At 40.9% G+C, this 23322-nt stretch carries 17 protein-coding genes; 10 read left to right on the top strand and 7 right to left on the bottom strand.

Features of this window, described 5'->3' with window-relative positions:
- The first annotated feature begins 140 nt into the window (after positions 1-140).
- Positions 141-1319 (top strand): AIR synthase related protein, encoded by a 1179-nt coding sequence (locus tag SNE25_RS11810; RefSeq protein ID WP_321565305.1) that lies wholly within the window; start codon positions 141-143, stop codon positions 1317-1319.
- A 290-nt stretch (positions 1320-1609) separates the two neighbouring features.
- On the opposite strand, the gene SNE25_RS11805 is transcribed toward SNE25_RS11810, so the two are convergent.
- Positions 1610-4969 (bottom strand): TonB-dependent receptor, encoded by a 3360-nt coding sequence (locus SNE25_RS11805; RefSeq protein ID WP_321565304.1) that lies wholly within the window; start codon positions 4967-4969, stop codon positions 1610-1612.
- A gap of 372 nt (positions 4970-5341) precedes the next feature.
- Here SNE25_RS11805 and lpdA point away from each other — a divergent pair, with 372 nt between their 5' ends.
- The 6 genes from lpdA to smc all read left to right on the top strand — a co-directional run bounded on the left by lpdA (position 5342) and on the right by smc (position 14334).
- Entirely contained in the window at positions 5342-6733 is a 1392-nt protein-coding gene (gene lpdA / locus SNE25_RS11800) for a dihydrolipoyl dehydrogenase (RefSeq protein WP_321565303.1), read from the top strand.
- 184 nt (positions 6734-6917) lie between these two features.
- A complete protein-coding gene (locus SNE25_RS11795) occupies positions 6918-7757 on the top strand; it encodes an MBL fold metallo-hydrolase (protein ID WP_321565302.1) in 840 nt (279 codons plus the stop codon).
- A 239-nt stretch (positions 7758-7996) separates the two neighbouring features.
- On the top strand, positions 7997-8857 hold the full coding sequence (locus tag SNE25_RS11790) for a sigma-70 family RNA polymerase sigma factor (RefSeq protein ID WP_090466905.1): 861 nt from the start codon (positions 7997-7999) through the stop codon (positions 8855-8857).
- 110 nt (positions 8858-8967) lie between these two features.
- Positions 8968-9672: a deoxyribonuclease V gene (gene nfi, locus SNE25_RS11785; protein ID WP_321565301.1), complete on the top strand. Its 705-nt coding sequence runs from the start codon at positions 8968-8970 to the stop codon at positions 9670-9672.
- A 115-nt stretch (positions 9673-9787) separates the two neighbouring features.
- Positions 9788-10579: a PhzF family phenazine biosynthesis protein gene (locus SNE25_RS11780; protein ID WP_321565300.1), complete on the top strand. Its 792-nt coding sequence runs from the start codon at positions 9788-9790 to the stop codon at positions 10577-10579.
- A 212-nt stretch (positions 10580-10791) separates the two neighbouring features.
- Positions 10792-14334 carry a chromosome segregation protein SMC gene (gene smc / locus SNE25_RS11775; protein ID WP_321565299.1) on the top strand — a complete coding sequence of 1181 codons (3543 nt, stop codon included), beginning with the start codon at positions 10792-10794 and terminating at the stop codon, positions 14332-14334.
- A 2-nt stretch (positions 14335-14336) separates the two neighbouring features.
- On the opposite strand, the gene SNE25_RS11770 is transcribed toward smc, so the two are convergent.
- From SNE25_RS11770 to SNE25_RS11755, 4 genes are read right to left on the bottom strand one after another with little or no spacing between them, the layout of a single operon-like run.
- Positions 14337-15899 (bottom strand): S41 family peptidase, encoded by a 1563-nt coding sequence (locus SNE25_RS11770; RefSeq protein WP_321565298.1) that lies wholly within the window; start codon positions 15897-15899, stop codon positions 14337-14339.
- Positions 15900-15951: 52 nt separating this feature from the next.
- Positions 15952-16560, bottom strand: coding sequence for an HAD family hydrolase (locus SNE25_RS11765; protein WP_321565297.1), 609 nt, complete (start codon positions 16558-16560; stop codon positions 15952-15954).
- Positions 16550-16858: a hypothetical protein gene (locus SNE25_RS11760; protein ID WP_321565296.1), complete on the bottom strand. Its 309-nt coding sequence runs from the start codon at positions 16856-16858 to the stop codon at positions 16550-16552. The genes SNE25_RS11765 and SNE25_RS11760 overlap by 11 nt, the downstream gene beginning before the upstream one ends.
- A 13-nt stretch (positions 16859-16871) precedes the next feature.
- Complete coding sequence (locus SNE25_RS11755) at positions 16872-17525, bottom strand: ABC transporter ATP-binding protein (protein WP_321565295.1); 654 nt, start codon at positions 17523-17525, stop codon at positions 16872-16874.
- Between the two features lie 229 nt (positions 17526-17754).
- On the opposite strand from SNE25_RS11755, the gene sucC reads away from it, so the two are divergent.
- Positions 17755-18948, top strand: coding sequence for an ADP-forming succinate--CoA ligase subunit beta (gene sucC, locus SNE25_RS11750; protein WP_321565294.1), 1194 nt, complete (start codon positions 17755-17757; stop codon positions 18946-18948).
- 165 nt (positions 18949-19113) lie between these two features.
- Here the strand turns inward: sucC and SNE25_RS11745 are convergent, their stop codons facing one another.
- Positions 19114-20754 (bottom strand): FMN-binding glutamate synthase family protein, encoded by a 1641-nt coding sequence (locus tag SNE25_RS11745; protein WP_321565293.1) that lies wholly within the window; start codon positions 20752-20754, stop codon positions 19114-19116.
- Between the two features lie 164 nt (positions 20755-20918).
- On the opposite strand from SNE25_RS11745, the gene SNE25_RS11740 reads away from it, so the two are divergent.
- Both SNE25_RS11740 and SNE25_RS11735 read left to right on the top strand, forming a co-directional pair.
- On the top strand, positions 20919-21461 hold the full coding sequence (locus SNE25_RS11740; RefSeq protein ID WP_321565292.1) for a YceI family protein: 543 nt from the start codon (positions 20919-20921) through the stop codon (positions 21459-21461).
- Between the two features lie 335 nt (positions 21462-21796).
- Entirely contained in the window at positions 21797-22417 is a 621-nt protein-coding gene (locus tag SNE25_RS11735) for an L-threonylcarbamoyladenylate synthase (protein ID WP_321565291.1), read from the top strand.
- Positions 22418-22528: 111 nt separating this feature from the next.
- On the opposite strand, the gene trpA is transcribed toward SNE25_RS11735, so the two are convergent.
- Positions 22529-23299 carry a tryptophan synthase subunit alpha gene (gene trpA / locus SNE25_RS11730; protein WP_321565290.1) on the bottom strand — a complete coding sequence of 257 codons (771 nt, stop codon included), beginning with the start codon at positions 23297-23299 and terminating at the stop codon, positions 22529-22531.
- Positions 23300-23322 lie beyond the last annotated feature (23 nt).

Below are 23322 nucleotides of genomic sequence, written 5' to 3'. Positions count from 1 at the left end.
TAATTGTTTCGAATTTCACAAATTATTAAAGAGAGCCGGTTAATGCCTGCTCTCTTTTTATGATCAATGTCGCAATCTCACACATTCGTGTAATTCGCAACAATTCGTGTAATTAGTGTTAAAATAGTTAGTTTTGCGCCATGATTTCTTCACAACGTTATGATCAACGTGGCGTATCTGCCTCAAAAGATGATGTACACAATGCAATAAGAAATATCGACAAAGGAATTTTCCCAAAGGCTTTTTGCAAAATTATTCCGGATATTTTAACCAGCGATGACACCTACTGCAACATCATGCATGCCGATGGCGCCGGTACAAAATCGTCACTGGCTTATACTTACTGGAAAGAAACAGGCGATATATCTGTATGGCGAGGCATAGCGCAGGATGCCATTATCATGAACCTTGATGATCTGCTTTGCGTAGGCGCTACTGATAATATCCTGCTGTCATCAACTATTGGCCGTAATAAAAACCTAATACCTGGCGAAGTTATAGCGGCTATTATTAACGGAACCGAAGAAATACTAAGCGAATTGCGCGATGCCGGCATCGGCATCTATTCAACCGGTGGCGAAACTGCTGATGTAGGCGATCTGGTGCGCACCATCATTGTAGATTCTACAGTTACCTGCCGCATGAAACGTGATGATGTAATCTCAAATCACCGCATACAGCCGGGCGATGTTATAGTTGGCTTGGCATCTTATGGCAAAGCCAGTTACGAAAACGAATATAACGGCGGTATGGGTTCGAACGGATTAACATCTGCCCGGCATGATGTATTTAACAAAACCATAGCCGAAAAATATCCTGAAAGCTATGATGCTGCCATCCCCTATGAACTGATATTCAGCGGAAGTAAAAACCTTACTGATATGATTGATATTGGTGATGGTCAAAGCATAACAGCAGGCAAGCTTGTTTTAAGCGCAACCCGTACTTATGCACCTATTATTAAAGCCATACTTGATGGCTATCGCAGCCAGATTCATGGCATGGTACATTGCAGCGGCGGCGCGCAAACCAAGGTATTGCACTTTATTGACAACCTGCACATTATAAAGGATAACCTATTTTCGGCTCCTCCCCTGTTTAAGCTGATACACGAAGAATCAAAAACCAGCTGGCAGGAAATGTACAAAGTTTTCAACATGGGGCACCGGATGGAACTATACGTACCCCAGGAAATAGCTGCCGACCTGATTAAAATATCGCAAAGCTTTGGTGTTGAAGCGCAAATTATTGGCCGTGTTGAGGCAGCAGAAACTAAAGGAGTAACCGTTAAATCGGAATTTGGGGTATTTGAATATTAATAAAAATTCTTTTTTTCAGATAAACAAAAAGCCCGGCCAATTTGGAGGGCACTGAAAAAGTCCCGGAAAATCCGGCAAAAATGAAGGGGTTGTTCAATAAGCACGAACAACCCCTTTTCCTTGTCTTATAGGCCTACAAGTCTCATCGCCGAGTCGTATAAACGATTCTCAACGTATCAAGTTGATTTTTTTAAGCCCTCCTTTTTACCTCACATATTAATTGGACTTTTTCAGTGCCCTCGCCAATTTGCCGGGCTTTTGTTGTTTTATGATTTTCCTGTGCGGCGATCTTAGTTAAATATGTATCTAACACCAATCTGAGCCTGGAAACGTGAAAACTGGCTGATATCTGTTTTGTATGAATTCGTAACAGGTACCAAGTTGTTTGCATCAAGATAAGGGAATGAATAAGTTGCTTTACCATCAGCACCTTTACCTATATATTTTAACACAGTAGTTGCGCCATTGTTAAACCCGCTGTATGAAACCTGATACAAGCCCCAGTTACGGTTTAACAGGTTAGTAAAGTTGATCACATCAAAAGTAACCTCTAAGGTGTTTTTCACTTTACCTGTTTTGATAAAGAAGTCCTGAGCAAAGTGTAAGTCAAGGCGTTTGTAAGTTGGCAATATAGCACCATTTCTTTGTGCAAATTGGCCTCTGTGCTGGCTCAGGTATGAATCCTGGTTAATAAAGTTATTCAACTGAGTCCATAACTGATCTGGTGTACGCAAATCTTTTGCATCATTTGCAACCAATGTAATATCTCCTTTATTCTTAGGAATATACATCAAATCGTTAGTAGCACCGTCATTATTCGGGTCGCCGCTGGTGATGTATGATATAGCACCGTTGTTTGAAGCTTCAAATATCAAACCTACTGTAGTTGCCAGGTTTTTAGCATATTGTTTACGATATGAAACAGTTGCAATTATACGGTTAGGCTGAACGTAAGAACTGTTCGAAAGATTATCGCCGTTAGGGTTACCGGCAACATAACGGGTACTCCAAATGGTTGCTGCTGTTGAACCGCCATCGTTAACATCTTTTGATTTGGTATAAGTATAAGCTAAGCTGGCAGCAAAACCGTTGGTAAAGCTTTTTTGTAACTGACCGGTAATAAAGTATGAAAAACCTTTACTGGTATTTTTCATATAATATAAACCACTGATTGATGGGTTCGTAATTGTTGATGCAGCCGGTGCCGGAGTAGTGTTTTTAGAGTTATACTGTATCTGACCTTCAACACCCGGAAGCGTTGTAAAACCGTCAGATAAAACTAAATTCTGGTGATAGATAGCACGGATATCTTTGGTGTATGCGCCTTCGATAGTACCGATGATACCACCAGGTAATCTCTGGTCGATCGCCAGGTTTGTTCTCCAGATTTTTGGATATTTCAGGTTCGGATCAGCAACATCCAATTCGTAGGAGGTACTTGCTGCACCAGCTGCCGGACGGTTAGCATTTGGATTAGGATTAAACTTCAGGCGTGGATCTTGATCTGCCAGTGCTTTTTTAGGATCTGAGTTGATCGTATAAGCTCCGAATAATAAACCATTGTTTGAAGCCTGGTTAGATATCCATACAAAGGGTACAGAACCTGTAAATAAACCAGAACCACCTCGTATCTGTGTTGACTGATCGCCATTAACATCCCAGTTAAAGCCTACACGAGGTGAAAGTTGTACCCTGTTTTTAGGCAATTTAGACACGTCAACATGAGTACCGCCCTGGAAAGTTAAAGCAGCAGCATTGGCATTTGGAGCCAATGAAGTAGGGAAAGCATCATAATCTGCCCTTAAACCGTATGTTAACCTGAAATTATCGGTAACATGAAATTTATCCTGCACATAAACGCTATATATAGAGGCCTTAATTTTGGCGAAAGGGAATGAGTTACCTACAGCCGAATAACGTAACGTATAGCCATTTGCAGGCCTGTCATTTAAAAAATCAGAGGCTGAGTTATAAGTGTACAAACCGTTGTAATCAGGAGCAAAGCCATTAACATAGCTTTGGATCTGGTTACTTGTACCAATGGTAAATTCATGCTTACCTGAGTATATGGTAAAATCATCAGCAAATTGCCAGATGTTGGTATTTAATAAGTTACCGGCAGTATATAGCTCAGAACCAAAGCTGGTAGCTGTTGCACTTGCTGCAGTGATAATGTTACCTTGGTCATCCGATGTACCGTTACCGATATCAACCATTGGCACTGAACCATTACCTAAGAAATTACGAAAATCTCTTAAGGCTGAATAGCCAACAGTAAGTTTGTTTGACATAGAGTTGCTGATACGGGTGTTTAACTCAACTATGCCAATATTAAAGTTGTTATTAATGGTATAACCAGAACCATAAAAAGGCAGTGTATTAGGACCAGGAGCCCGTGTTGTGCCATAACCTACAGAGATAGTTTTTTTACCAAGTGGATCCGTTGGATCAAGGAATGAACCGTTACCTATACCTGAGTTACTTGCAGGCTGATCCTTACGTGATTTTAAGTAGAAGTATTTGGCGCTTAAGGTATTGTTCTTGTCAATATTCCAATCAAGCTTAACCGTAATTTTATCACTTGAAGTTTCATAAACATAGTCTTGATAAGCTCCTGGATTATACCCCAAAGCAATTAATTTAGCTTTGATGGCATCCAGTGTACTGGCTTGTACGCTTGATACGTTTGAGCCGCTTACGCCTGTACCACCGGCAACATAAGTAGTTGCAGGCGGTTGGCTGATTCTTTCCTGCTCACCTGATACGAATAAGAATAATTTATTTTTGATGATTGGGCCGCCTACAGCAACACCATTGGTATGATAATCAAATGGAGTAATAGGCAAATTGGTTGTACCTGGATGGTAGCCTGTTAACCTTACACCACGGCCATAATAGTAAGCCGTACCTTTAACCTCGTTGGTACCTGATTTTACTACTGTGTTAACACCGGCACCGGTAAAGTTACCCTGACGAACGTCATAAGGGGCAATATCAACCTGAATCTGATCAATCGCGTCTAACGAAATTGGCTGAGATGAGGCTTGACCACCTAATGTACCTGACAAACCAAATGAATTGTTAAATAAAGCTCCGTCAACAGTAATGTTATTGAAGTTACTGCTACGACCGCCAAAAGCTAATCCATTAGCTGAAGGTGTTAATTTAGTAAAGTCAGATAATGAACGGTTTACAGTAGGCAAATTTTCAATTTGCTGGCGGTTAATTGTTTCGCGTGCACCTGTACGCGATGAGTTAATAACCCTGCCCTGTGAGCCGGTAACAACAACCTCACTTAAAGAAGTTGTATTATCCTCAAGCTTGGAATTGATCTTTTGATCCTGACCAATTGAAAGGGTGATACCTTCCTGAACAAAATTTTTGTAACCTACAAAACTTACTTTAAAGGTATAAGGGCCACCTACCCTTAAGTTAGGAATGTTGTAACGACCGTCTGCACGGCTTACAGTAGAGTACACCGTACCGGTAGGCATGTGTGTAATGGTTACCGTTGCGCCCGGGATAGCGCCTTTGGTATCAGATACGATACCATTCACGCTGGCGGTGGTAACACCCTGCGCAGCGGCGTTCCTGTTTATCAGGAACGTAAAACCGGTTAATAATAATAAAAGAAGTAAATGCTTCCTCATAAATTGCCTTTTTTAATTATACTTTATGTTAATTAGCCGCAAAGATAACTAATAGGCTGATTGTCAATATTAAGTTAATGTTAACAATTATTATATACTTTTCAACATTTTATAATAATAACAACTTAAACACACAGTAAAAAGGTAGATTTTATATATTATTCATAATTAACTATTGCTTAATTAAGTCAATGGCATATTATTGTAAATAATAAACCCCGGGAGTATTTAAGCTAAGGTTTCCATTTTCTCGTTTCGCCCCTTTTACTTAGCTTTGGGCCATTAAAATTAACCCATGTGCGCAACAACACGTGTTAGCTTTAATCCGTACTAAACAAAATTTTAAATTATAAAAGTATTATCATTAAAAATATGGACTACGATTTAATTGTTATAGGATCAGGCCCGGGTGGTTATGTAGCGGCTATCCGTGCTTCCCAGCTCGGTTTAAAAACTGCCATTATTGAAAAAGAATCATTGGGAGGCATCTGCCTTAACTGGGGCTGTATCCCTACCAAGGCTTTGCTAAAAAGCGCGCAGGTATTTGAGTACATTACCCATGCTGCCGATTATGGCGTAAATATTAACGGTACAGGCGAAGTTAATTTTGAAGCTATGATAAAAAGAAGCCGCGGTGTAGCCGATGGCATGAGCAAAGGCGTTCAGTTTTTAATGAAAAAAAACAAGATTGATGTTATTGTTGGCTTTGGTAAATTGAAATCAAAAGGTGTTGTTGAAGTAAAAAGCAACGATGGCTCAACTAAAGATATTACAGCTAAACATATTATATTGGCTACAGGCGGTCGCTCACGCGAGTTACCAAACCTTAAGCAGGACAATAAAAAGGTTATCGGTTATCGTCAGGCAATGATATTGCCGCAGCAGCCTAAATCAATGGTGGTAGTAGGTTCGGGCGCCATAGGTATTGAGTTTGCCTATTTCTACAATTCAATAGGCACTAAAGTTACTGTTGTTGAATACCTGGACAATATTGTTCCGTTAGAGGATGAGGAAGTTTCAAAAGGACTAAACCGTATCCTTAAAAAACAAGGCATCAATATCATGACCAGCGCCAACGTTGAATCTGTTGATACCAGCGGCAATCTTTGCAAAGTAAATGTTAAAACCGCAACAGGTGTAGAAGTACTGGAAGCTGAGGTCGTTTTATCGGCCGTAGGTATATCAACCAATATTGAAGGTATTGGCCTTGAAGAAAACGGTGTTAAAACCGACAAAGGCAAAGTACTGGTTGATGATTTTTACCGCACTAACGTAGAAGGTGTTTATGCTATTGGCGATATTGTTAAAGGACAAGCCCTGGCACACGTTGCATCAGCCGAGGGTATTATCTGCGTAGAAAAAATCGCTGGTCAAAACCCTGAACCTTTAAACTATAACAACATTCCAGGCTGTACTTATTGCTCTCCGGAAGTTGCTTCTGTTGGTTATACTGAAAAAGCGGCTAAAGAAGCCGGTTATGAAATTAAAGTTGGTAAGTTCCCGTTCTCTGCATCGGGCAAAGCCAGCGCGGCCGGAGCTAAGGATGGTTTTGTAAAAGTGATATTTGATGCCAAATACGGCGAATTCCTGGGCGCTCACATGCTGGGTTATAACGTTACCGAAATGATTGCCGAAGTAGTTACCGCACGTAAGCTGGAAGCTACCGGTCACGAGATCATCAAATCGGTACATCCTCACCCAACCATGAGCGAAGCTGTAATGGAAGCAGCCGCTGCAGCTTACGGCGAAGTGATACATATTTAAGTCAAAATTAAAAGTCTAAATTCAAAAGGCCGGTGGTTAAAACTACCGGCCTTTTCTTTTTTTGTTAATTACGTCGGAAAGGGGGGGGGGGTGACTTTTGAATTTCTATAAAGCTATCGGCCTTTCCTTTTTTTCATTAATATTACGTCAGAAAAGTTTTTGAATTTTGAATTTTGACTTACTCATGAAGCTCCATACAATAGATACCGGTTTTTTTAAATTAGATGGCGGGGCCATGTTTGGTGTAGTACCCAAAACCATCTGGAACAAAACCAACCCTGCCGATGAAAATAATATGTGTACCTGGGCCATGCGCTGCCTGTTGGTGGAAGACGGTAACCGCCTCATATTAATTGACACCGGCATTGGTAATAAGCAGGATGAAAAGTTTTTCAGTTATTATTATTTGCACGGAGATGCTACTATCGATAAATCCTTAGCTGCCCTGGGTTTTCATCGTGATGATATTACCGATGTGTTTTTAACACATTTGCATTTTGACCACGTGGGCGGTGCGGTGTCAAGGGAAGGCGACAAGCTTATCCCCGCTTTTAAGAACGCGGTTTACTGGAGCAACCCCCAACACTGGGACTGGGCAATAAACCCTAACGATCGTGAAAAGGCTTCCTTTTTAAAGGAAAACATATTACCGATACAACAAAGCGGGCAATTAAAATTTATTGAGGCTACAGACGGGGTGAAATTTACCGACAACTTTCATGTAAGGTTTGTATATGGGCATACCGACGCCATGATGTTGCCGCTTATCAACTACAAGGACAAAAACATACTTTACATGGCCGATCTGCTGCCATCTGTAGGGCACCTGCCGCTTCCATACGTAATGGCTTATGACATGTTTCCTTTAAAAACGCTGTCAGAAAAGAAACTATTTTTAACCGAAGCCGTAGAAAAAGAGTATATCCTTTACCTGGAACATGACCCTATAAATGAATGCTGTACATTACAACAAACCGAAAAGGGAATCAGGGTAAAAGATGTATTTAAGTTAAATGAGTTTTAAGCGTTGTTTTACGAACTCCACAAAAACCATACCGCTCAGCGATCAAAACAATTAATATTCAAAAATATAACACTTTCTTTATCTGACTTTTATTAACACCTAAAAATCAAGGCTTTATAAAACACCCATATAGCATAATTTTTTTTAAAATACACCATCTGATTGTATTTTTTTAGAACAATTTTATAACTTTGCACGTTCTGTATTCAATAGAAAATACGGAAGGTTTATTAAGATAAATGAGACAACTCAAAATAACGCAATCCATTACCAATCGCGAGTCGCAGTCGCTGGATAAATATCTTCACGAGATTGGTAAAGTTGATCTGATAACTGCTGAAGAAGAAGTAATATTAGCCCAAAAAATACGCGAAGGTGACCAGGCGGCTTTGGAACGTTTAACCAAAACCAACCTGCGCTTTGTTGTATCTGTAGCTAAACAATATCAAAACCAGGGTTTAACACTCGGCGATTTAATTAACGAAGGAAACTTAGGTTTAATTAAGGCTGCCAAGCGTTTTGACGAAACCAAAGGTTTTAAATTCATATCATACGCCGTTTGGTGGATCCGTCAGTCTATTCTGCAGGCCATTGCCGAACAATCGCGCATTGTACGTTTACCTTTAAACCAGGTAGGCTCTTTAAGCAAAATCAGCAAGGCGTTTTCAAAGTTGGAGCAGGAGTACGAGCGCGAACCATCGCCCGAGGAACTTGCCGACATACTGGAAACCACCGTTGATAAGATCTCCGACACCTTAAGCAATTCCGGCCGCCATGTATCTATGGATGCCCCGTTTGTACAGGGTGAAGAAAATACCCTGCTCGACGTACTCGAAAACCAGGAACCTAATACCGATTCGATATTAATTAACGAGTCGTTATCTGAAGAAATCAAACGTTCACTTTCAACGCTTACCGAGCGCGAACGTGAAATTATTGTATTATTCTTCGGCCTGGGCACCAATCATCCGCTTTCATTAGAAGAGATTGGCGAGAAATTTAACCTTACCCGTGAACGTGTACGCCAGATCAAAGACAAGGCCCTGCAACGCCTGCGTCACACTTCAAGGAGCAAAATATTAAAATCGTATTTAGGTTAATTTTATAACCCGCAATAATGTATATAAGCCATTGGTAATCCGATGGCTTTTTGTTTTTATAGCTATTTTTCGTATCGTAAACAATCAATGGTAGTTTGCGTTTTATACTCATGCAACCGTCCCAATACGAGCATCTTACACCTGCACAAGCTATTGCTTACCAGCATGACTTACGCAGGCAGATCAATCTATCCCCACTTGATAAACCTATTCAAACCGTAGGTGGTGCCGATATATCTTTCAATAAATACTCAGAGGTAGTATATGCAGGAATTGTATTATTCAACTATCCTGAACTGAAAGTAATAGGTACCGCAACAGCCATCTCCAAAACAAAATTTCCTTATATATCTGGCTTGCTTGCCTTTCGTGAAGTACCAGCATTACTTGACGCCTGGAATAAGCTGGAAGTAAAACCAGACCTAATGGTGTTGGATGGCCAGGGCATAGCCCATGAGCGCCGTACAGGCATCGCCACCCACTTTGGGCTTGTTACCAACACACCGTCTATCGGCAGCGCCAAAAGTCGCCTTACAGGCCGTTATGATGAGCCCGGCAACCATCTTTTCGATCAAAGCCCAATGTATGACAAGGGCGAGGTTATAGGCATAGCCTTGCGCAGTAAACCAAACTGCAATCCTATTTACATCTCCCCGGGGCACCGCGTAAGCATGGAGCAAAGTGTACAGATCATTAAAAACTGTATTAGGGGTTACCGCATACCCGAACCTACCCGCCAGGCACATCTGTTGGTCAATAAAATAAGAATAGATGACGGACAAAACTTAAATCAACAATTCACTTTGTTTGATTGATATTGATGAAATTGAAGTTAAAACCGAATATAATTATCCGCGATACGTTATATGAATATGATTTAATATTCACATAATAAAAAAGTAATTTAGCTTTATCAAGTACATCTTTCTTATGACAATACCCATATATCAGGCCGACGCATTTACAGATAAACTTTTTGGGGGCAACCCCGCCGCTATTTGCCCACTTACCGAATGGCTCCCTGACGAGGTTATGCAAAAGATAGCTATAGAAAACAACCTCGCTGAAACTGCCTTTCTGGTAAAAACCGGCAACGGTTATAAATTACGCTGGTTTACACCCGAATATGAAATTGACCTTTGCGGCCATGCCACCCTGGCATCGGCACATATATTATTTACCGAACTGGGCTTTGAGGGCGATGCCATCCATTTTGAAACCGTCAAGGCCGGAACACTTATTGTAAAAAAAGATGGCGATAAATACACCATGGATTTCCCGTCGAGGCCGCCTATTCCTATCGAACCGCCAATGGGGTTGAAAGAAGCTCTTGGCGAAAAAGAGCCGGTGGCTTATTTAAGATCAAGGGATTACTTTTTAGTTTATGAAACGGAGCAGGATGTTAGGGATATTTCACCAGATTTTTTTGCACTCTCCAAGATGGATACCGTTGGCATAATTGTAACCGCCCGTGGAGATAATTCAGATTTTGTATCGCGTTTCTTCGCCCCCGGAGCAGGCATCCCGGAAGACCCGGTTACCGGTTCGGCACACTGCAACCTCATACCCTACTGGGCAAAAATACTGGGCAAGAACAGTCTTCATGCCTACCAGATCTCTGCCCGCCGGGGAGAACTCTGGTGCGAACTCAAAGGCGACCGGGTGCTCATGAGCGGTAAAGCCGTCACCTATTTAAAGGGAGAGATCAGCGTGGCACTGTAACCAACTTTTTTTGTCATACTGAGCGAAGCGAAGTATCTATTCTTTGATAAGGATAGCGAATAATAGATACTTCGCTTCGCTCAGCATGACAGTTGTTTTATGATATGTTCAGCCTCTATCTCATTTAAATTTACCCACCAAAAAAGTTTAATAAAATCATTTTTTTATGATTACTTTGAAGGTTCGATTTTTGTAAGGACACAATAATATAAATGCAGCTTACCCGCTTAGAAATCAAGGGCTTTAAGAGTTTTGGAGATAAGATCACCATTAATTTTAATGAGGGTGTAACTGCTATTGTAGGGCCAAATGGCTGTGGAAAATCAAATGTGGTCGACTCTATCCGGTGGGTTTTGGGCGAACAGAGCACCCGTATGCTCCGCTCCGAGAAAATGGACAACGTTATTTTCAACGGGACCAAAAGCCGTAAATCGGCCAACCTTGCTGAAGTTTCCCTTACTTTTGATAATACCAAAAATGTACTGCCAACTGATTATTCACAGGTAACGCTAACCCGTAAGCTTTATCGTACCGGCGAAAGCGAATACCGTCTTAACGACGTACAATGTCGATTGAAGGATATTACCGATCTTTTCCTGGATACAGGTATTGGTTCCGACTCCTACTCTATTATCGAGCTACGGATGATAGATGAGATCATCACCAATAAAGAAGGCTCGCGCCGTAATTTATTTGAAGAGGCATCGGGCATATCCAAATATAAGCTCCGTAAAAAACAAACTTTTAGTAAGCTAAAAGATACAGAGGCCGATTTGGAACGCGTGGAAGACCTGCTTTTCGAGATAGAAAAGAACCTGAAAACGCTGGAGAACCAGGCCAAAAAAACCGAACGTTATTACCGCATCAAGGAGCAATACAAAACGCTCAGTATCATGCTGGCTTCGTTCCGCATCGTATCGTTCAGCGAATCGTTAAAGAAGATTGAGGAGCAGGAGCAAAAGCAAAAAGCAGAAAAAGGAGGCATTGTAGCCCAAATTGATGCTTTAGAAGCTACCCTGCAGCAGCAAAAACTGGATAGTATTACCAAAGAGAAAAATCTTTCGGTTCAGCAAAAAACCACTAACGAATTTATTTCAAAGATCAGGGCTTACGAAAGTGAGAAAAAGATCAAGAACGAACAGCTCAAATTTCAACAGGATAAGGAAGCACGCCTGGGCGAAGAGCTTGATCGCGATAAAAACCAGCTTAACCACGTGCTGTATAATATCAAGCGTCTTTCGGAAGAGAAAGCCACGGAAGATGAAAACCTGCAGGTTATCCAGAGCAAAGTAACCGATCTGAAAGAAGCGGTTGACGAACTGAGGCAGCAACAGGGATCGGCACGTAACGAGCTGAATGAGCTAACCAATATCAATACCCGTCTGCAAAACCAGGCTTACAAAGCCGAAAAGGATATTGATATACTGCAGATACAGCAACAGGCGTTGGAACAGGAAAGCCAGCGCAACATGGAGGATACCACCAACAAAGAGGTGGAGCTTTCGCACTTTAACCAGGTAGTTGCCGAGCTGCAAGCCCGAAAGGAAACCCTTGATGATGAGTACCAATCATCGCTGGAAGCTGAGAATAAGCTCAAAGAACAGATCACTGCCACCGATACCGAGCTTACAGAAGTTAAGGATGCCATTATTAAAGAAAGCCGTAAGCTCGACGCCAAACAAAACGAATATAACCTTACCAAAAGCATGGTCGACAATCTGGAAGGTTTTCCGGAGTCGATTCGCTTTTTGAAAAAAAATACCGACTGGGCTAAAAACGCCCCCTTATTCAGCGACGTACTGTTTTGCCGTGAGGAATTCCGTGTAGCCATTGAAAACTACCTGGAACCACTCATGAACCACTATGTGGTTGAAAGCTATGACGAGGCCATAAAGGCCATTAATCTACTGAGCACGTCTTCACGGGGAAGGGCGCATTTTTTTATCCTTGACAATTATGCCGAAGTATCGCCTGCTAATCCCGCTTTTGAAAACGCGGGCGCGGTATCTGCACTAAAAGTAATTGAAGTTGATAAGCGCTACAATAACCTTTGTAATCACCTGTTAAAAGATGTTTACCTGATTGATGATGATAAAGACCATCAGATAAATAATGCCGCATTACCAGATGGCGTGGTTTTGATTGGCAAAAGCGGCAAGTTCAATAAATCAAAACATACCATGGCTGGCGGTTCGGTGGGTTTGTTTGAGGGCAAAAGGATTGGTCGTGCCAAGAACCTCGAAAATTTGGCCAAAGAGATCAAGAACATTGAAAATCAGGTTAATGGCTTAAAAACCCGGTCAGACGCGTTACAGAACCAGCTTACGGCTTTAAAGGCATCAACCAAGGCAGCCGAGCTAAATGAACAGCAGCAGATTCTGAACCGCTTAAATACCGAACTGATCACGGTTAAAACCCGACAGGAACAATATCAAACGTTTATTGAAAACAGCCTTAACCGCAAGGAAGATATTGCCCGCAAAATTGCCTCCATTGCCGAGGAAATGCAAAACCTGCAACCCTTGCTTGCCGAGCTTAAAACTCAGAAACAAATTCAAAACGATCTGCTGGTTGAGAAACAGGCAGCCTTTAATGAGTTGAATGAGTACGTTTCTGTACAATCAAACGCTTACAACCAGGAAAATATCCGCTTCCATCAGCAGCAAAACAAAGTGTCAGGTCTGGTAAAAGATCTTGACTACCGCGATACCCAGCAGGAAAGCCTGGAAGCCCGCATTAAACAAAACAGCGCTGAATTTGAACAGGTAAAAATAGCCATACAGGAAAACCTTAAACAGGCCGATAACTCCGACGAGGGATTACTGGAAATGTACGAGCAAAAAGAAGCGCTTGAAAAAGCAACTCAACAGGCCGAACAGGAATATTATCAATGGCGCGGAATCATTACCGAAAACGAAAATGAAACAACCGCCCTGCGCCGGAAAAAAGATAACAGCGAAGTTATTGAGAACGAATTAAGAGAAGAACGTAATAACCTTAAGCTGGAACTAAATGCGCTGAAAGAGCGACTTTCGGTTGAGTTTAATATTGATATTGAAGAGCTGCCCGAAACAGAAACACCTGCCGATGAAAACGAGCATGACCTGCGCGAGAAAGCCGAAAAGCTAAAAAGACAACTGGACGACTTTGGCGCCATTAACCCAATGGCTGTTGAGGCATACAACGAGATGAATGAGCGTTATACCTTTATACAAGCGCAAAAAAAGGATCTGAGCGAAGCAAAAGCATCTTTACTGGCAACCATACAGGAAATTGACGATACCGCGAAGGAAAAGTTCATGACTGCCTTTATTATGGTACGTGAAAACTTCATCAAGGTATTCCGTTCCCTTTTTAATGAGGAGGATTCATGCGACCTCGTACTGACTGATCCGCAGCACCCGCTCGAATCGGATATTGATATTATTGCCAAGCCAAAAGGTAAACGCCCTTTATCTATAAACCAGCTATCAGGCGGCGAAAAAACGCTTACCGCAACAGCAATCCTCTTTTCGCTTTACCTGCTTAAACCTGCGCCGTTCTGTATTTTTGATGAGGTTGACGCGCCGCTTGATGATACCAATATTGATAAGTTTAATAACATTATCCGCACCTTTTCCAAAGACTCGCAATTCATCATCGTGTCACATAATAAAAGAACCATAGCCAGTACCGATGTAATTTACGGAGTGACTATGGTTGAGCAAGGTATATCGCGCGTTGTCCCTGTGGATCTGCGGGAACTGGCAGATTAATATTATTTTAAGTTAATAAACATTGAATTAGTACGATTGGGTTGTACTTTGGATGACAATACCCTTCTTTGATATAATGTCATTGGCCTGCCCCTTGTAGTTGATAAACTCTGAATCGTGAGGTTAGAACTCGCAGGATATGCATTTGTTTCTATATATTTAATAGCCTGATGCAGCAAGGTTTCATTTTTATCTCCAAAATCGGTAACTATATCTTCATAAATTTGCTTACCATTATATGTACCTCCTGTTGTCGTAGTTCCTTTTGGTGGCATACCTGCATAATAACCGCCTTCCTGTGCCGAATTTTTTGTTTCAAACTCTGGTGTGTATAAATAATGTCCGTTAATAATAAGCTTTGATAAAAACCCAACTGGTTTACCATAAGTAGTATCACCTATTAGCTGCACATCCATTTTAGGTTTTAAGTTATTGATAGTAAGCTCACTGGCCGATGCAGTATTGCCTGTTACCAGGAAAAACACCCGGGTTACATTAACAGCACCTGCTTTTGCAAATCGCTCTATTTGCGCGGAATTAGTAGATTTAAACCATCCGGCCGGCTTCGAAATCTTCTTTTTGAGCAAGGGATAATTGTCATTTTGCAAATTGGCAGTCCAATAAGTAGTGTTCATAACGCTTCCGTTAGCACTTGAAGGTGCGATAAGATTCGATAAATAAGAACTTGTTTCTACGTCGCCTCCTCCGTTATAACGAAGATCTATAATCAAATCTGTTACATGCTTAGCCGCAAAATTGCTGAATACGGCATCGAGTTGGGAATGTATGTTACTAATAAAGCTGTTAAATACCATATAACCAGCTACTCTGCTATTTGATAAGGTATAAGTATTGGTGTAAATAATAGGGTTTACTGTATAAGTTTTGCTATCAAGATTTACTGTTTTGGTACCGGCTGAATTACGAATTTGCAAAGTGACTGTACTTCCCTGATTCAAAGCATTGCTAACAAATTTATATCCCGGATCATTGGCAGGATCATCAAAATTGCTTGTGATATAAATGTTATCATTATTATTTATAGCGATAATCTCATCCCCGCGCTTTAGGCCGGCTGTGGCGGCAGGTGAATTTGGATAAACTAAGCTTACCCTTAAATCAGTATAAGAGTTATAAAAATAATTAAAGCCAAAATCACCTCTGGTAGCATTTAGTTCTCCATCAACCTCGCCGTCATCAATAAAAGAATATTTTGAACTGCCTGGATTAAAAAAATCATACTCATAAGGAAGATTATGATTTGCAGGATTTTTTGATAACTGTGTATACGCATCTATTTCACTGGTAAACTTATCCAAATCTGTAGAGCCAAGGGTGTATTGCCGTGGATTAAAGGCCCTGTAATCGGGTAAAGAATTATTCCAGTAGTATATTTCCTTAGCGTACAGGTAAATAGAATCCTGCGTAAGCTCAAATTTAGCAGAGGCTGTATCTGATGGATTTGTGGGTGGCGGTGGATTATTATTACCATCCACTTTATCTTTTTTACAGGCGAATATACCCCCTGTAGAAATAATTAATATGAAGTAAAATAATTTTCTCATATAAAATCAATTTATTAGTTAACGCTATATAACTAAGTATGTTACAACTCCATTACAAAAATTTATCGAGATTAGTATAATCTATCCCAACGGTTTCAGCGCATAACCTGTCGACTTCTGAATTCTCTATCATTATGATGTCCCTTCGCTGTAAACCATGATCCTGCATTAACAGGTGTATCACGTCAGGTTCGGGTTTAGGAGTGGTTTCTTCGGCAAAATAGCAGGTCAGGTATTTTTCAAGCCCGTTCCATTCTATCTGCTTAATTTTATTTACCTGTTGCTCTACATCGCCGTTTGTTACAATAAACAGTTTTTTCCTGTCAACAACAATTTCCTGCAATAAAGTAAGCATATTTTGATATAGCAACAATTTCAGTGGCAGCTTGGCAGTTATCAGCAGGTTATCAAAATTTGTCCTGTACTTTTCTGCTATAGTAAACTTTTCGGCTACGCGGTCAAAAACAAACTGTTCCCCTTCAGATACATACGTATCTGTCATCAGTTTGGTTGTTTCTTTAGCATCAACTAATTCGGTGTACTCCAATAAATTAGCAAACAAGTAATAAACCTGGTACAAATAATCTTTTTTGGGGAAAAGCACATCATCCAATTCAAAAATGAAAGCGCTTTTTCGCTTATCAATATCTTTATAGTTCATTTAGCTTAGTCAGGATTTTTATATTATATTCATTAAACAAAGTTTCGGACTCTAATAAAAGCCCGGCTTCCTGTTCACGAAAAACATAAACGGTTTCAATGCCCATATCTAAACATAAAGTTAGCATTTCATGCGTGTAACTTACCGATGCCGGATTGGGCAGGCGAATCAACTTACCGGGTTTCAGCATAAAATCGGGCAGATCCATATAATCGCCCATAATAACAGTATCGCTGTTCAGCAGATTTTTTTGTTTGTAAGCCGGCGCAGAGTTGGCAGCAGTTATCAGTATATTCACGTTTACAGTATCACTATTGAACAATCAGACCATCTTTCATTAAAACGGTGCGGTCCGAAAGATTGGCAAGGTCTTCATTATGGGTAACAATTACAAAGGTTTGGTTAAAATCTTTCCTCAGCTTAATAAATAATTCATGAAGCTCCAATGCGTTCACGGAATCAAGATTACCAGATGGCTCATCGGCAAATATTAAGGATGGGTTATTAATCAAAGCGCGGGCCACGGCTACCCGCTGCTGCTCACCTCCTGATAGTTGATTAGGTTTATGGCTCATCCTGTCCTTTAAACCCAACAGATCAAGCAATTCCTTTGCCCTGTTTTCGGCGTCCGCGCGTGCTGTACCGGCAATAAAGGCAGGTATGCAAACATTTTCAACAGCGGTAAACTCCACCAGCAAATGATGAAACTGAAATATAAAGCCAATTTTACGGTTCCGAAAATCGCTCAGACTCTTGTTGCTAAGCTTGCTCAGCTCCATATTATTGATGAACAATTGTCCGGAATCGGGCCTGTCTAAAGTGCCTAAAATATTGAGTAAGGAACTTTTACCTGCACCGGACGCGCCTACTATGGTTACTATTTCGCCCTGTTTTACTTCCAGATCAACGCCTTTTAATATTTGCAGCTGCCCGTATGATTTATGAATGGAATTGGCTTTAAGCATTTTACAAAGTTAGTTTTTAGTATCGAGTAGTTAGTATCAAGTATCAAGATTTTTGACTAGCAGAATTAACAATCAGTTGCGGTTTGTCCTGATACTTGATACTCGCTACTTTATACTTCTTCCTATTGTAAAGACAACGTTAATAATCATAATACTGGTAAATAAACTCCATTTAGGGTGTTAACCTTTGAAACAAAATTGTAGATTTACCGCAAATTCTTCAAAAAACATGAATATTCACGAATATCAGGGCAAAGCCATATTAAAGAGCTTTGGCGTTAGAGTTCAGGAAGGCATTGTTGCCGATACTGTTGAGCAGGCTGTAGAAGCTGCCCATAAATTGAAAGAAGACCTGGGATCAAGCTGGGTAGTAATAAAAGCACAGATCCATGCCGGTGGCCGTGGTAAAGGCGGCGGCGTAAAGCTGGCCAAAAATATCGACCAGGTGAAGGAACATACCGGTAACATTATCGGCATGCAACTGGTTACCCCCCAAACCGGTCCGGAAGGTAAAAAGGTAAAGAAAGTTTTAGTAGCACAGGATGTTTACTATCCGGGCGAAAGCGAAACAAAAGAGTTTTACATGAGCGTATTGCTCGACCGTGCTAAAGGTCGTAACATTATCATGTACAGTACTGAAGGCGGTATGGATATAGAGGAGGTTGCACACTCAACTCCCGAATTGATATTTAAAGAAGAAATTGACCCTAAAGTTGGGTTACAAGGTTTTCAGGCCCGTAAAATTGCGTTTAACCTGGGTGTAAGCGGCGATGCTTTTAAAGACATGGTAAAATTCATTACCGCTTTATACAAAGCTTACGAGGCTACAGATTCATCGCAGTTTGAAATTAACCCGGTACTTAAAACATCTGATAACAAAATTTTAGCTGTTGATGCCAAAGTAAACCTTGACGACAACGCACTGTTCCGTCACCCGGATTATGCTGCTATGCGTGATACTGACGAGGAAGACCCTACCGAGGTTGAAGCAAGCAAATCAAATCTTAACTATGTAAAGCTTGACGGTAACGTAGGTTGTATGGTTAACGGTGCCGGTTTGGCTATGGCTACCATGGATATTATTAAACTTGCCGGTGGCGAGCCTGCTAACTTCCTTGACGTTGGCGGTACCGCCAACGCGCAAACTGTTAAGGCTGGTTTTAACATCATCCTGTCTGACCCGAACGTTAAAGCTATCCTGATCAATATTTTTGGCGGTATAGTACGTTGCGATCGTGTTGCCCAGGGTGTTATTGATGCCTACACAGAAATTGGCAACATCCCTGTGCCTATCATTGTGCGTTTACAAGGTACCAATGCCGAAGAAGCAAAGGAACTTATAGACAATTCAGGCTTAAAAGTTTACTCGGCAATATTGCTGAAAGAAGCTGCCGACAGAGTAAAAGAAGTGTTGGCTTTATAATTAGCTAATTTTATCATATTAAAAAGGGGAAGCTTTTGCTTCCCTTTTTTTGTTCTATGGTTTTGTCTGAACCATGATTTTTCGGATTAAAGGATTACCACGATACTTTAAAAAAATCCCTTAATCGCAAAAAATCTGTTTAATCCCGGTTCAGACAAATATCCTTCAGCTCATATAGGAGCTTACGTTACTATAATCAATATTGGTTACATTGCTATAATCAGGTATAAAGCTATCTTCATTACTGATGGCCATATCCAGCTCAAAACTTGAAGGATAGGGCGTATTTAACAAACTACCTTTAGGTATATAGGGAAACAGCTCGGCATAGGTTTGTATCTGACTGTGGTTTATACGGCGATAAATAAACATGCGGTGCAGGTCGCAAGGTTTGGTTAAGCCTGCCGCTCCTATCATTTGTATGGCGCTGCTTACTGTTTGGTTATGAAAATTAGCCACGCGAACCTTTTTATCATCAACCACCAAACCACGCATCAGATCTTTATTCTGCGTAGCCACACCTGTTGGGCAGGTATTCATGTTACACTCCAGCGCCTGTATGCAGCCAAGGGCAAACATCATCCCGCGTGCGCTGTTGCACATATCGGCCCCCAAAGCAAAATTCTTCACCAGGTCAAAACCCGTGGCCACCTTGCCCGATGCAATAAGCTTAATGTGTCTTTTAATATCGAAGCCGGTTAGCGCGTCATAAATAAAAGCCAATGCCTCGCGCAAGGGCATACCCACCGAGTTTGAGAACTCTAAAGGCGCCGCACCGGTACCGCCCTCGCCCCCATCCACCGTAATAAAATCGGGATAAATACCAGTTTTAACCATTGCCTTACATATTGCCAGAAACTCACTTTTGTGACCCACGCAAAGCTTAAAACCTACAGGTTTACCACCCGACAATTCGCGCAGTTTTTTAATAAACTGCATCATTCCGATAGGATTATTAAACGCGGTATGATACGGCGGCGATACCACATCATGTCCCATCTCTACCAGCCTGATGCGGGCAATTTCTGGTGTAACCTTAGCCGCGGGTAAAATACCGCCGTGCCCGGGTTTTGCTCCCTGCGACAGTTTTACCTCAATCATTTTTACCTGCTGCAAAACAGCGCGCTTGGCGAAAGCTTCTTCATCAAAGGTACCATCGGGCTTGCGACAGCTGAAATATCCGGTACCTATTTGCCATATAATATCGCCACCAGGTTTTAAATGATAATCGCTCAGGCCACCTTCGCCGGTGTTATGAGCAAAATTATCAAGCTTAGCGCCTCCATTTAAGGCCAGTATAGCGTTCTCACTCAGTGAGCCAAAGCTCATAGCCGATATATTGTAAACACTGGCCATATAAGGCTGCTTACAATCGGGACCGCCTACCTTTACCCGGGGCGAGAGGTCAAGCTTATGGTGATCAATAGCGGCAATACTGTGGTTAAGCCATTCGTACCCATCTTCATAAACATCAAGCTCGGTACCAAACGGCCGGGTATCATCAACCTTTTTGGCGCGCTGGTATATCACGCTGCGATTTTGCCGGTTAAATGGCGTTCCGTTGGTATCGCTCTCAATAAAGTATTGATATATTTTAGGACGAAGCTCTTCCATCAAAAACCTCAGGTGACCAAATACAGGGTAGTTGCGCACTATGCTGTGCTTTTTTTGAACCAGGTCATAAAAGCCAATAACATATATAGGTACAATAATCAGGAACGACCATGCAGCGGGTTTCCAAATCATTGTCCAGGCAATGAGCAGGGCAAAAATGATAACAAATGAGGTGATGAAAAGCTTCTTCATAGATAATTATTTAATATAAAAATAACTTTTAAAGTTAAACAATAGCGCAATTGTATGGTTAAACTTGTATTTCATTGTCTGCAGATTGTAATTAAATAAAAATACATGTTTAAACATGTATTTTGTTATTATCTTTGACTCAACAAAATAAATTAAACAAAATCATGGCAACAGAAACAGCAACAAAATGGGTAATTGACCCAATGCATTCAGAAGTACAATTTAAAGTAAAACATTTAGTTATCTCAACAGTAAGCGGTTTTTTCAAAAGCTTTGAAGGCGAGATTACAAGCGATGGCGAAGATTTCGATAACGCAGAAGTGAGTTTTTCACTTGATATCAATAGCCTCGATACCAACCAAACCCAGCGCGATGAGCACTTAAAATCAGCCGAATTTTTTGACGCTGAAAAATATCCTAAAATCAGCTTTAAATCATCTTCATTAACTAAAACTGATGATGATGAATACGAATTGAAAGGCGATTTGACCATAAAAGATGTAACCAAACCGGTAAGTCTTAAAGCAGAATTTGGTGGTTCAGCAGCCGATTTTTATGGAAACACTAAAGCAGGTTTTGAAATAACCGGCAAAGTTAACCGTAAAGAATTTGGCTTAACCTGGGATGGTGTAACAGAAGCCGGATCAGTTGTAGTTGGCGAAGACATTAAATTGTTGATTAACATACAACTTACTAAACAAGCTTAATTGTTTCAATACTGTTGCTGTGTTTTAACATTTAAAATGCCGCTGTTGTTATACCAATAACAACACGGCATTACTGAAACACTTTAACATATTAAAACTTATGACAAAGGCCATTTGCTAATGCAAATGGCCTTTGTTTTTGTCTGAACCTTGATTTTCCTGATTTGAGGATTAACAGGAACTTTTCAATATAAAGACTTACGAAGTTTTAAAAACTTCGTAAGTCTGGATTAACCGTTTTTCATTTCGAGGCTCGAAGCAATGACATATTTTTAACATCGTTTCCGCTAAGCCCATTTTAAACCAATTTATAGGTATATTTGTTATAACACATTATGCTCATTAAAATATATCCCGAAAACCCCAACCCAAAAGCAATTGAGCAGGTGGTTGAGGTATTACGTAAAGGCGGCCTTATCATATATCCTACAGATACTGTTTACGGTTTAGGCTGTGATATTACTAATCATAAAGCCATCGAGGCCATCTGCAAGATCAGGAACATTAAACCCGAAAAGGCTAATTTCTCCTTCATATGCTACGATCTGAGCCACATATCTGATTATATTAAACCCATTGACAATACCACCTTCAGAGTGCTTAAAAAGGCTTTACCAGGCCCGTTTACCTTTATATTTAACGCCAGTCACATGGTGCCTAAATTGCTTAGCTCCAATAAAAAAACAGTGGGTATCAGGGTGCCGGATAATGATATTGCCCGCGAAATTGTAAAAGTGCTGGGTAACCCCATTCTTTCTACATCTATAAAGGATGATGATGATATCATAGAATATTCTACGGATCCCGAATTGATACACGAGAAATATGAAGACCTTGTAGATATTGTAATTGACGGAGGTTATGGGGATAACATAGCCTCAACCGTAGTTGATTGCACTTCGGGCGACTTTGAGATTATCCGCGAAGGCAAAGGTGAGCTAGAATTGTATCTGTAAGTTTACTATTAGATCTTTTGTCATCCTGAGGAACGAAGGATCTATTAGTAAACTTTGCATAAAGTAGGATAGATTCTTCGCTATCGCTCAGAATGACAATTTTTATTGGTCTTAGCCTCTTATTCCTTTAACAAACGCCGGTATTTTTTCCATATAATTTTCCTCGCCCAACAGCTTTACAAACTTGCTGCCTACAATAGCGCCATTGGCATATTCACAAGCCTTTTTAAACGTGGCATTATCCGCTATGCCAAATCCTATAATGGCCGGGTTGTTCAGGTTCATGGCTTTAACACGTTTGTAATAATCTTCAATATTATGTGTAAGCTGTAAGTTACCGCCGGTTATAGACGACGATGATAGCAGGTAAATAAAGCTGTTGCTCAACTCATCAATTTTGCGAATCCGCTCGGGCGAGGTTTGTGGGGTTACCAAAAATATATTGCTCAGGTTGTTATTGATAAAATGAGCCGAATACAATGCCTCATATTCATACATCGGCAAATCGGGTACAATAATACCGTCAACACCCAGCTCCGATGCTTTTTTACAGAAACGCTCAACACCGTATTGCACTATCGGGTTAACGTAGCCCATCAATAAAATGGGTATGGTAACGCGCTTACGCAGTTCTGTTAATTCCTCAAACAGCTTATTAAGCGTCATGCCGTTTTCCAGTGCTTGTTCAGAACTGTGCTGAATGGTTGGCCCATCTGCCACAGGATCTGAATATGGGAAACCTATTTCAAGAAAGTCTGCCCCCGCTTTTTCCAAAGCTTCGGCAATATTAACCGTGGTGTTTAACGCAGGATAACCCGCGGTATAGTATATAGATAACAGGTTATCTTTTTTTGCTGCGAAAAGCTGGTTCAGGCGGTTCATGTTGAGTTTATAGTTGATGTCTG

Source organism: Mucilaginibacter sabulilitoris, assembly GCF_034262375.1.
GTDB classification, from domain to species: domain Bacteria; phylum Bacteroidota; class Bacteroidia; order Sphingobacteriales; family Sphingobacteriaceae; genus Mucilaginibacter; species Mucilaginibacter sabulilitoris.
Note: the sequence above shows the minus strand (reverse complement) of the source record. Positions and strands in the feature narration are given on the sequence as shown.

Bases quoted from the DNA above. Each gene is read 5' to 3' on its own strand.
- SNE25_RS11810 (WP_321565305.1), top strand. From the start codon at position 141: ATGATTTCTTCACAACGTTATGATCAACGTGGCGTATCTGCCTCAAAA.
- SNE25_RS11805 (WP_321565304.1), bottom strand. From the start codon at position 4,969: ATGAGGAAGCATTTACTTCTTTTATTATTATTAACCGGTTTTACGTTC.
- lpdA (WP_321565303.1), top strand. From the start codon at position 5,342: ATGGACTACGATTTAATTGTTATAGGATCAGGCCCGGGTGGTTATGTA.
- SNE25_RS11795 (WP_321565302.1), top strand. From the start codon at position 6,918: ATGAAGCTCCATACAATAGATACCGGTTTTTTTAAATTAGATGGCGGG.
- SNE25_RS11790 (WP_090466905.1), top strand. From the start codon at position 7,997: ATGAGACAACTCAAAATAACGCAATCCATTACCAATCGCGAGTCGCAG.
- nfi (WP_321565301.1), top strand. From the start codon at position 8,968: ATGCAACCGTCCCAATACGAGCATCTTACACCTGCACAAGCTATTGCT.
- SNE25_RS11780 (WP_321565300.1), top strand. From the start codon at position 9,788: ATGACAATACCCATATATCAGGCCGACGCATTTACAGATAAACTTTTT.
- smc (WP_321565299.1), top strand. From the start codon at position 10,792: ATGCAGCTTACCCGCTTAGAAATCAAGGGCTTTAAGAGTTTTGGAGAT.
- SNE25_RS11770 (WP_321565298.1), bottom strand. From the start codon at position 15,899: ATGAGAAAATTATTTTACTTCATATTAATTATTTCTACAGGGGGTATA.
- SNE25_RS11765 (WP_321565297.1), bottom strand. From the start codon at position 16,560: ATGAACTATAAAGATATTGATAAGCGAAAAAGCGCTTTCATTTTTGAA.
- SNE25_RS11755 (WP_321565295.1), bottom strand. From the start codon at position 17,525: ATGCTTAAAGCCAATTCCATTCATAAATCATACGGGCAGCTGCAAATA.
- sucC (WP_321565294.1), top strand. From the start codon at position 17,755: ATGAATATTCACGAATATCAGGGCAAAGCCATATTAAAGAGCTTTGGC.
- SNE25_RS11745 (WP_321565293.1), bottom strand. From the start codon at position 20,754: ATGAAGAAGCTTTTCATCACCTCATTTGTTATCATTTTTGCCCTGCTC.
- SNE25_RS11740 (WP_321565292.1), top strand. From the start codon at position 20,919: ATGGCAACAGAAACAGCAACAAAATGGGTAATTGACCCAATGCATTCA.
- SNE25_RS11735 (WP_321565291.1), top strand. From the start codon at position 21,797: ATGCTCATTAAAATATATCCCGAAAACCCCAACCCAAAAGCAATTGAG.
- trpA (WP_321565290.1), bottom strand. From the start codon at position 23,299: ATGAACCGCCTGAACCAGCTTTTCGCAGCAAAAAAAGATAACCTGTTA.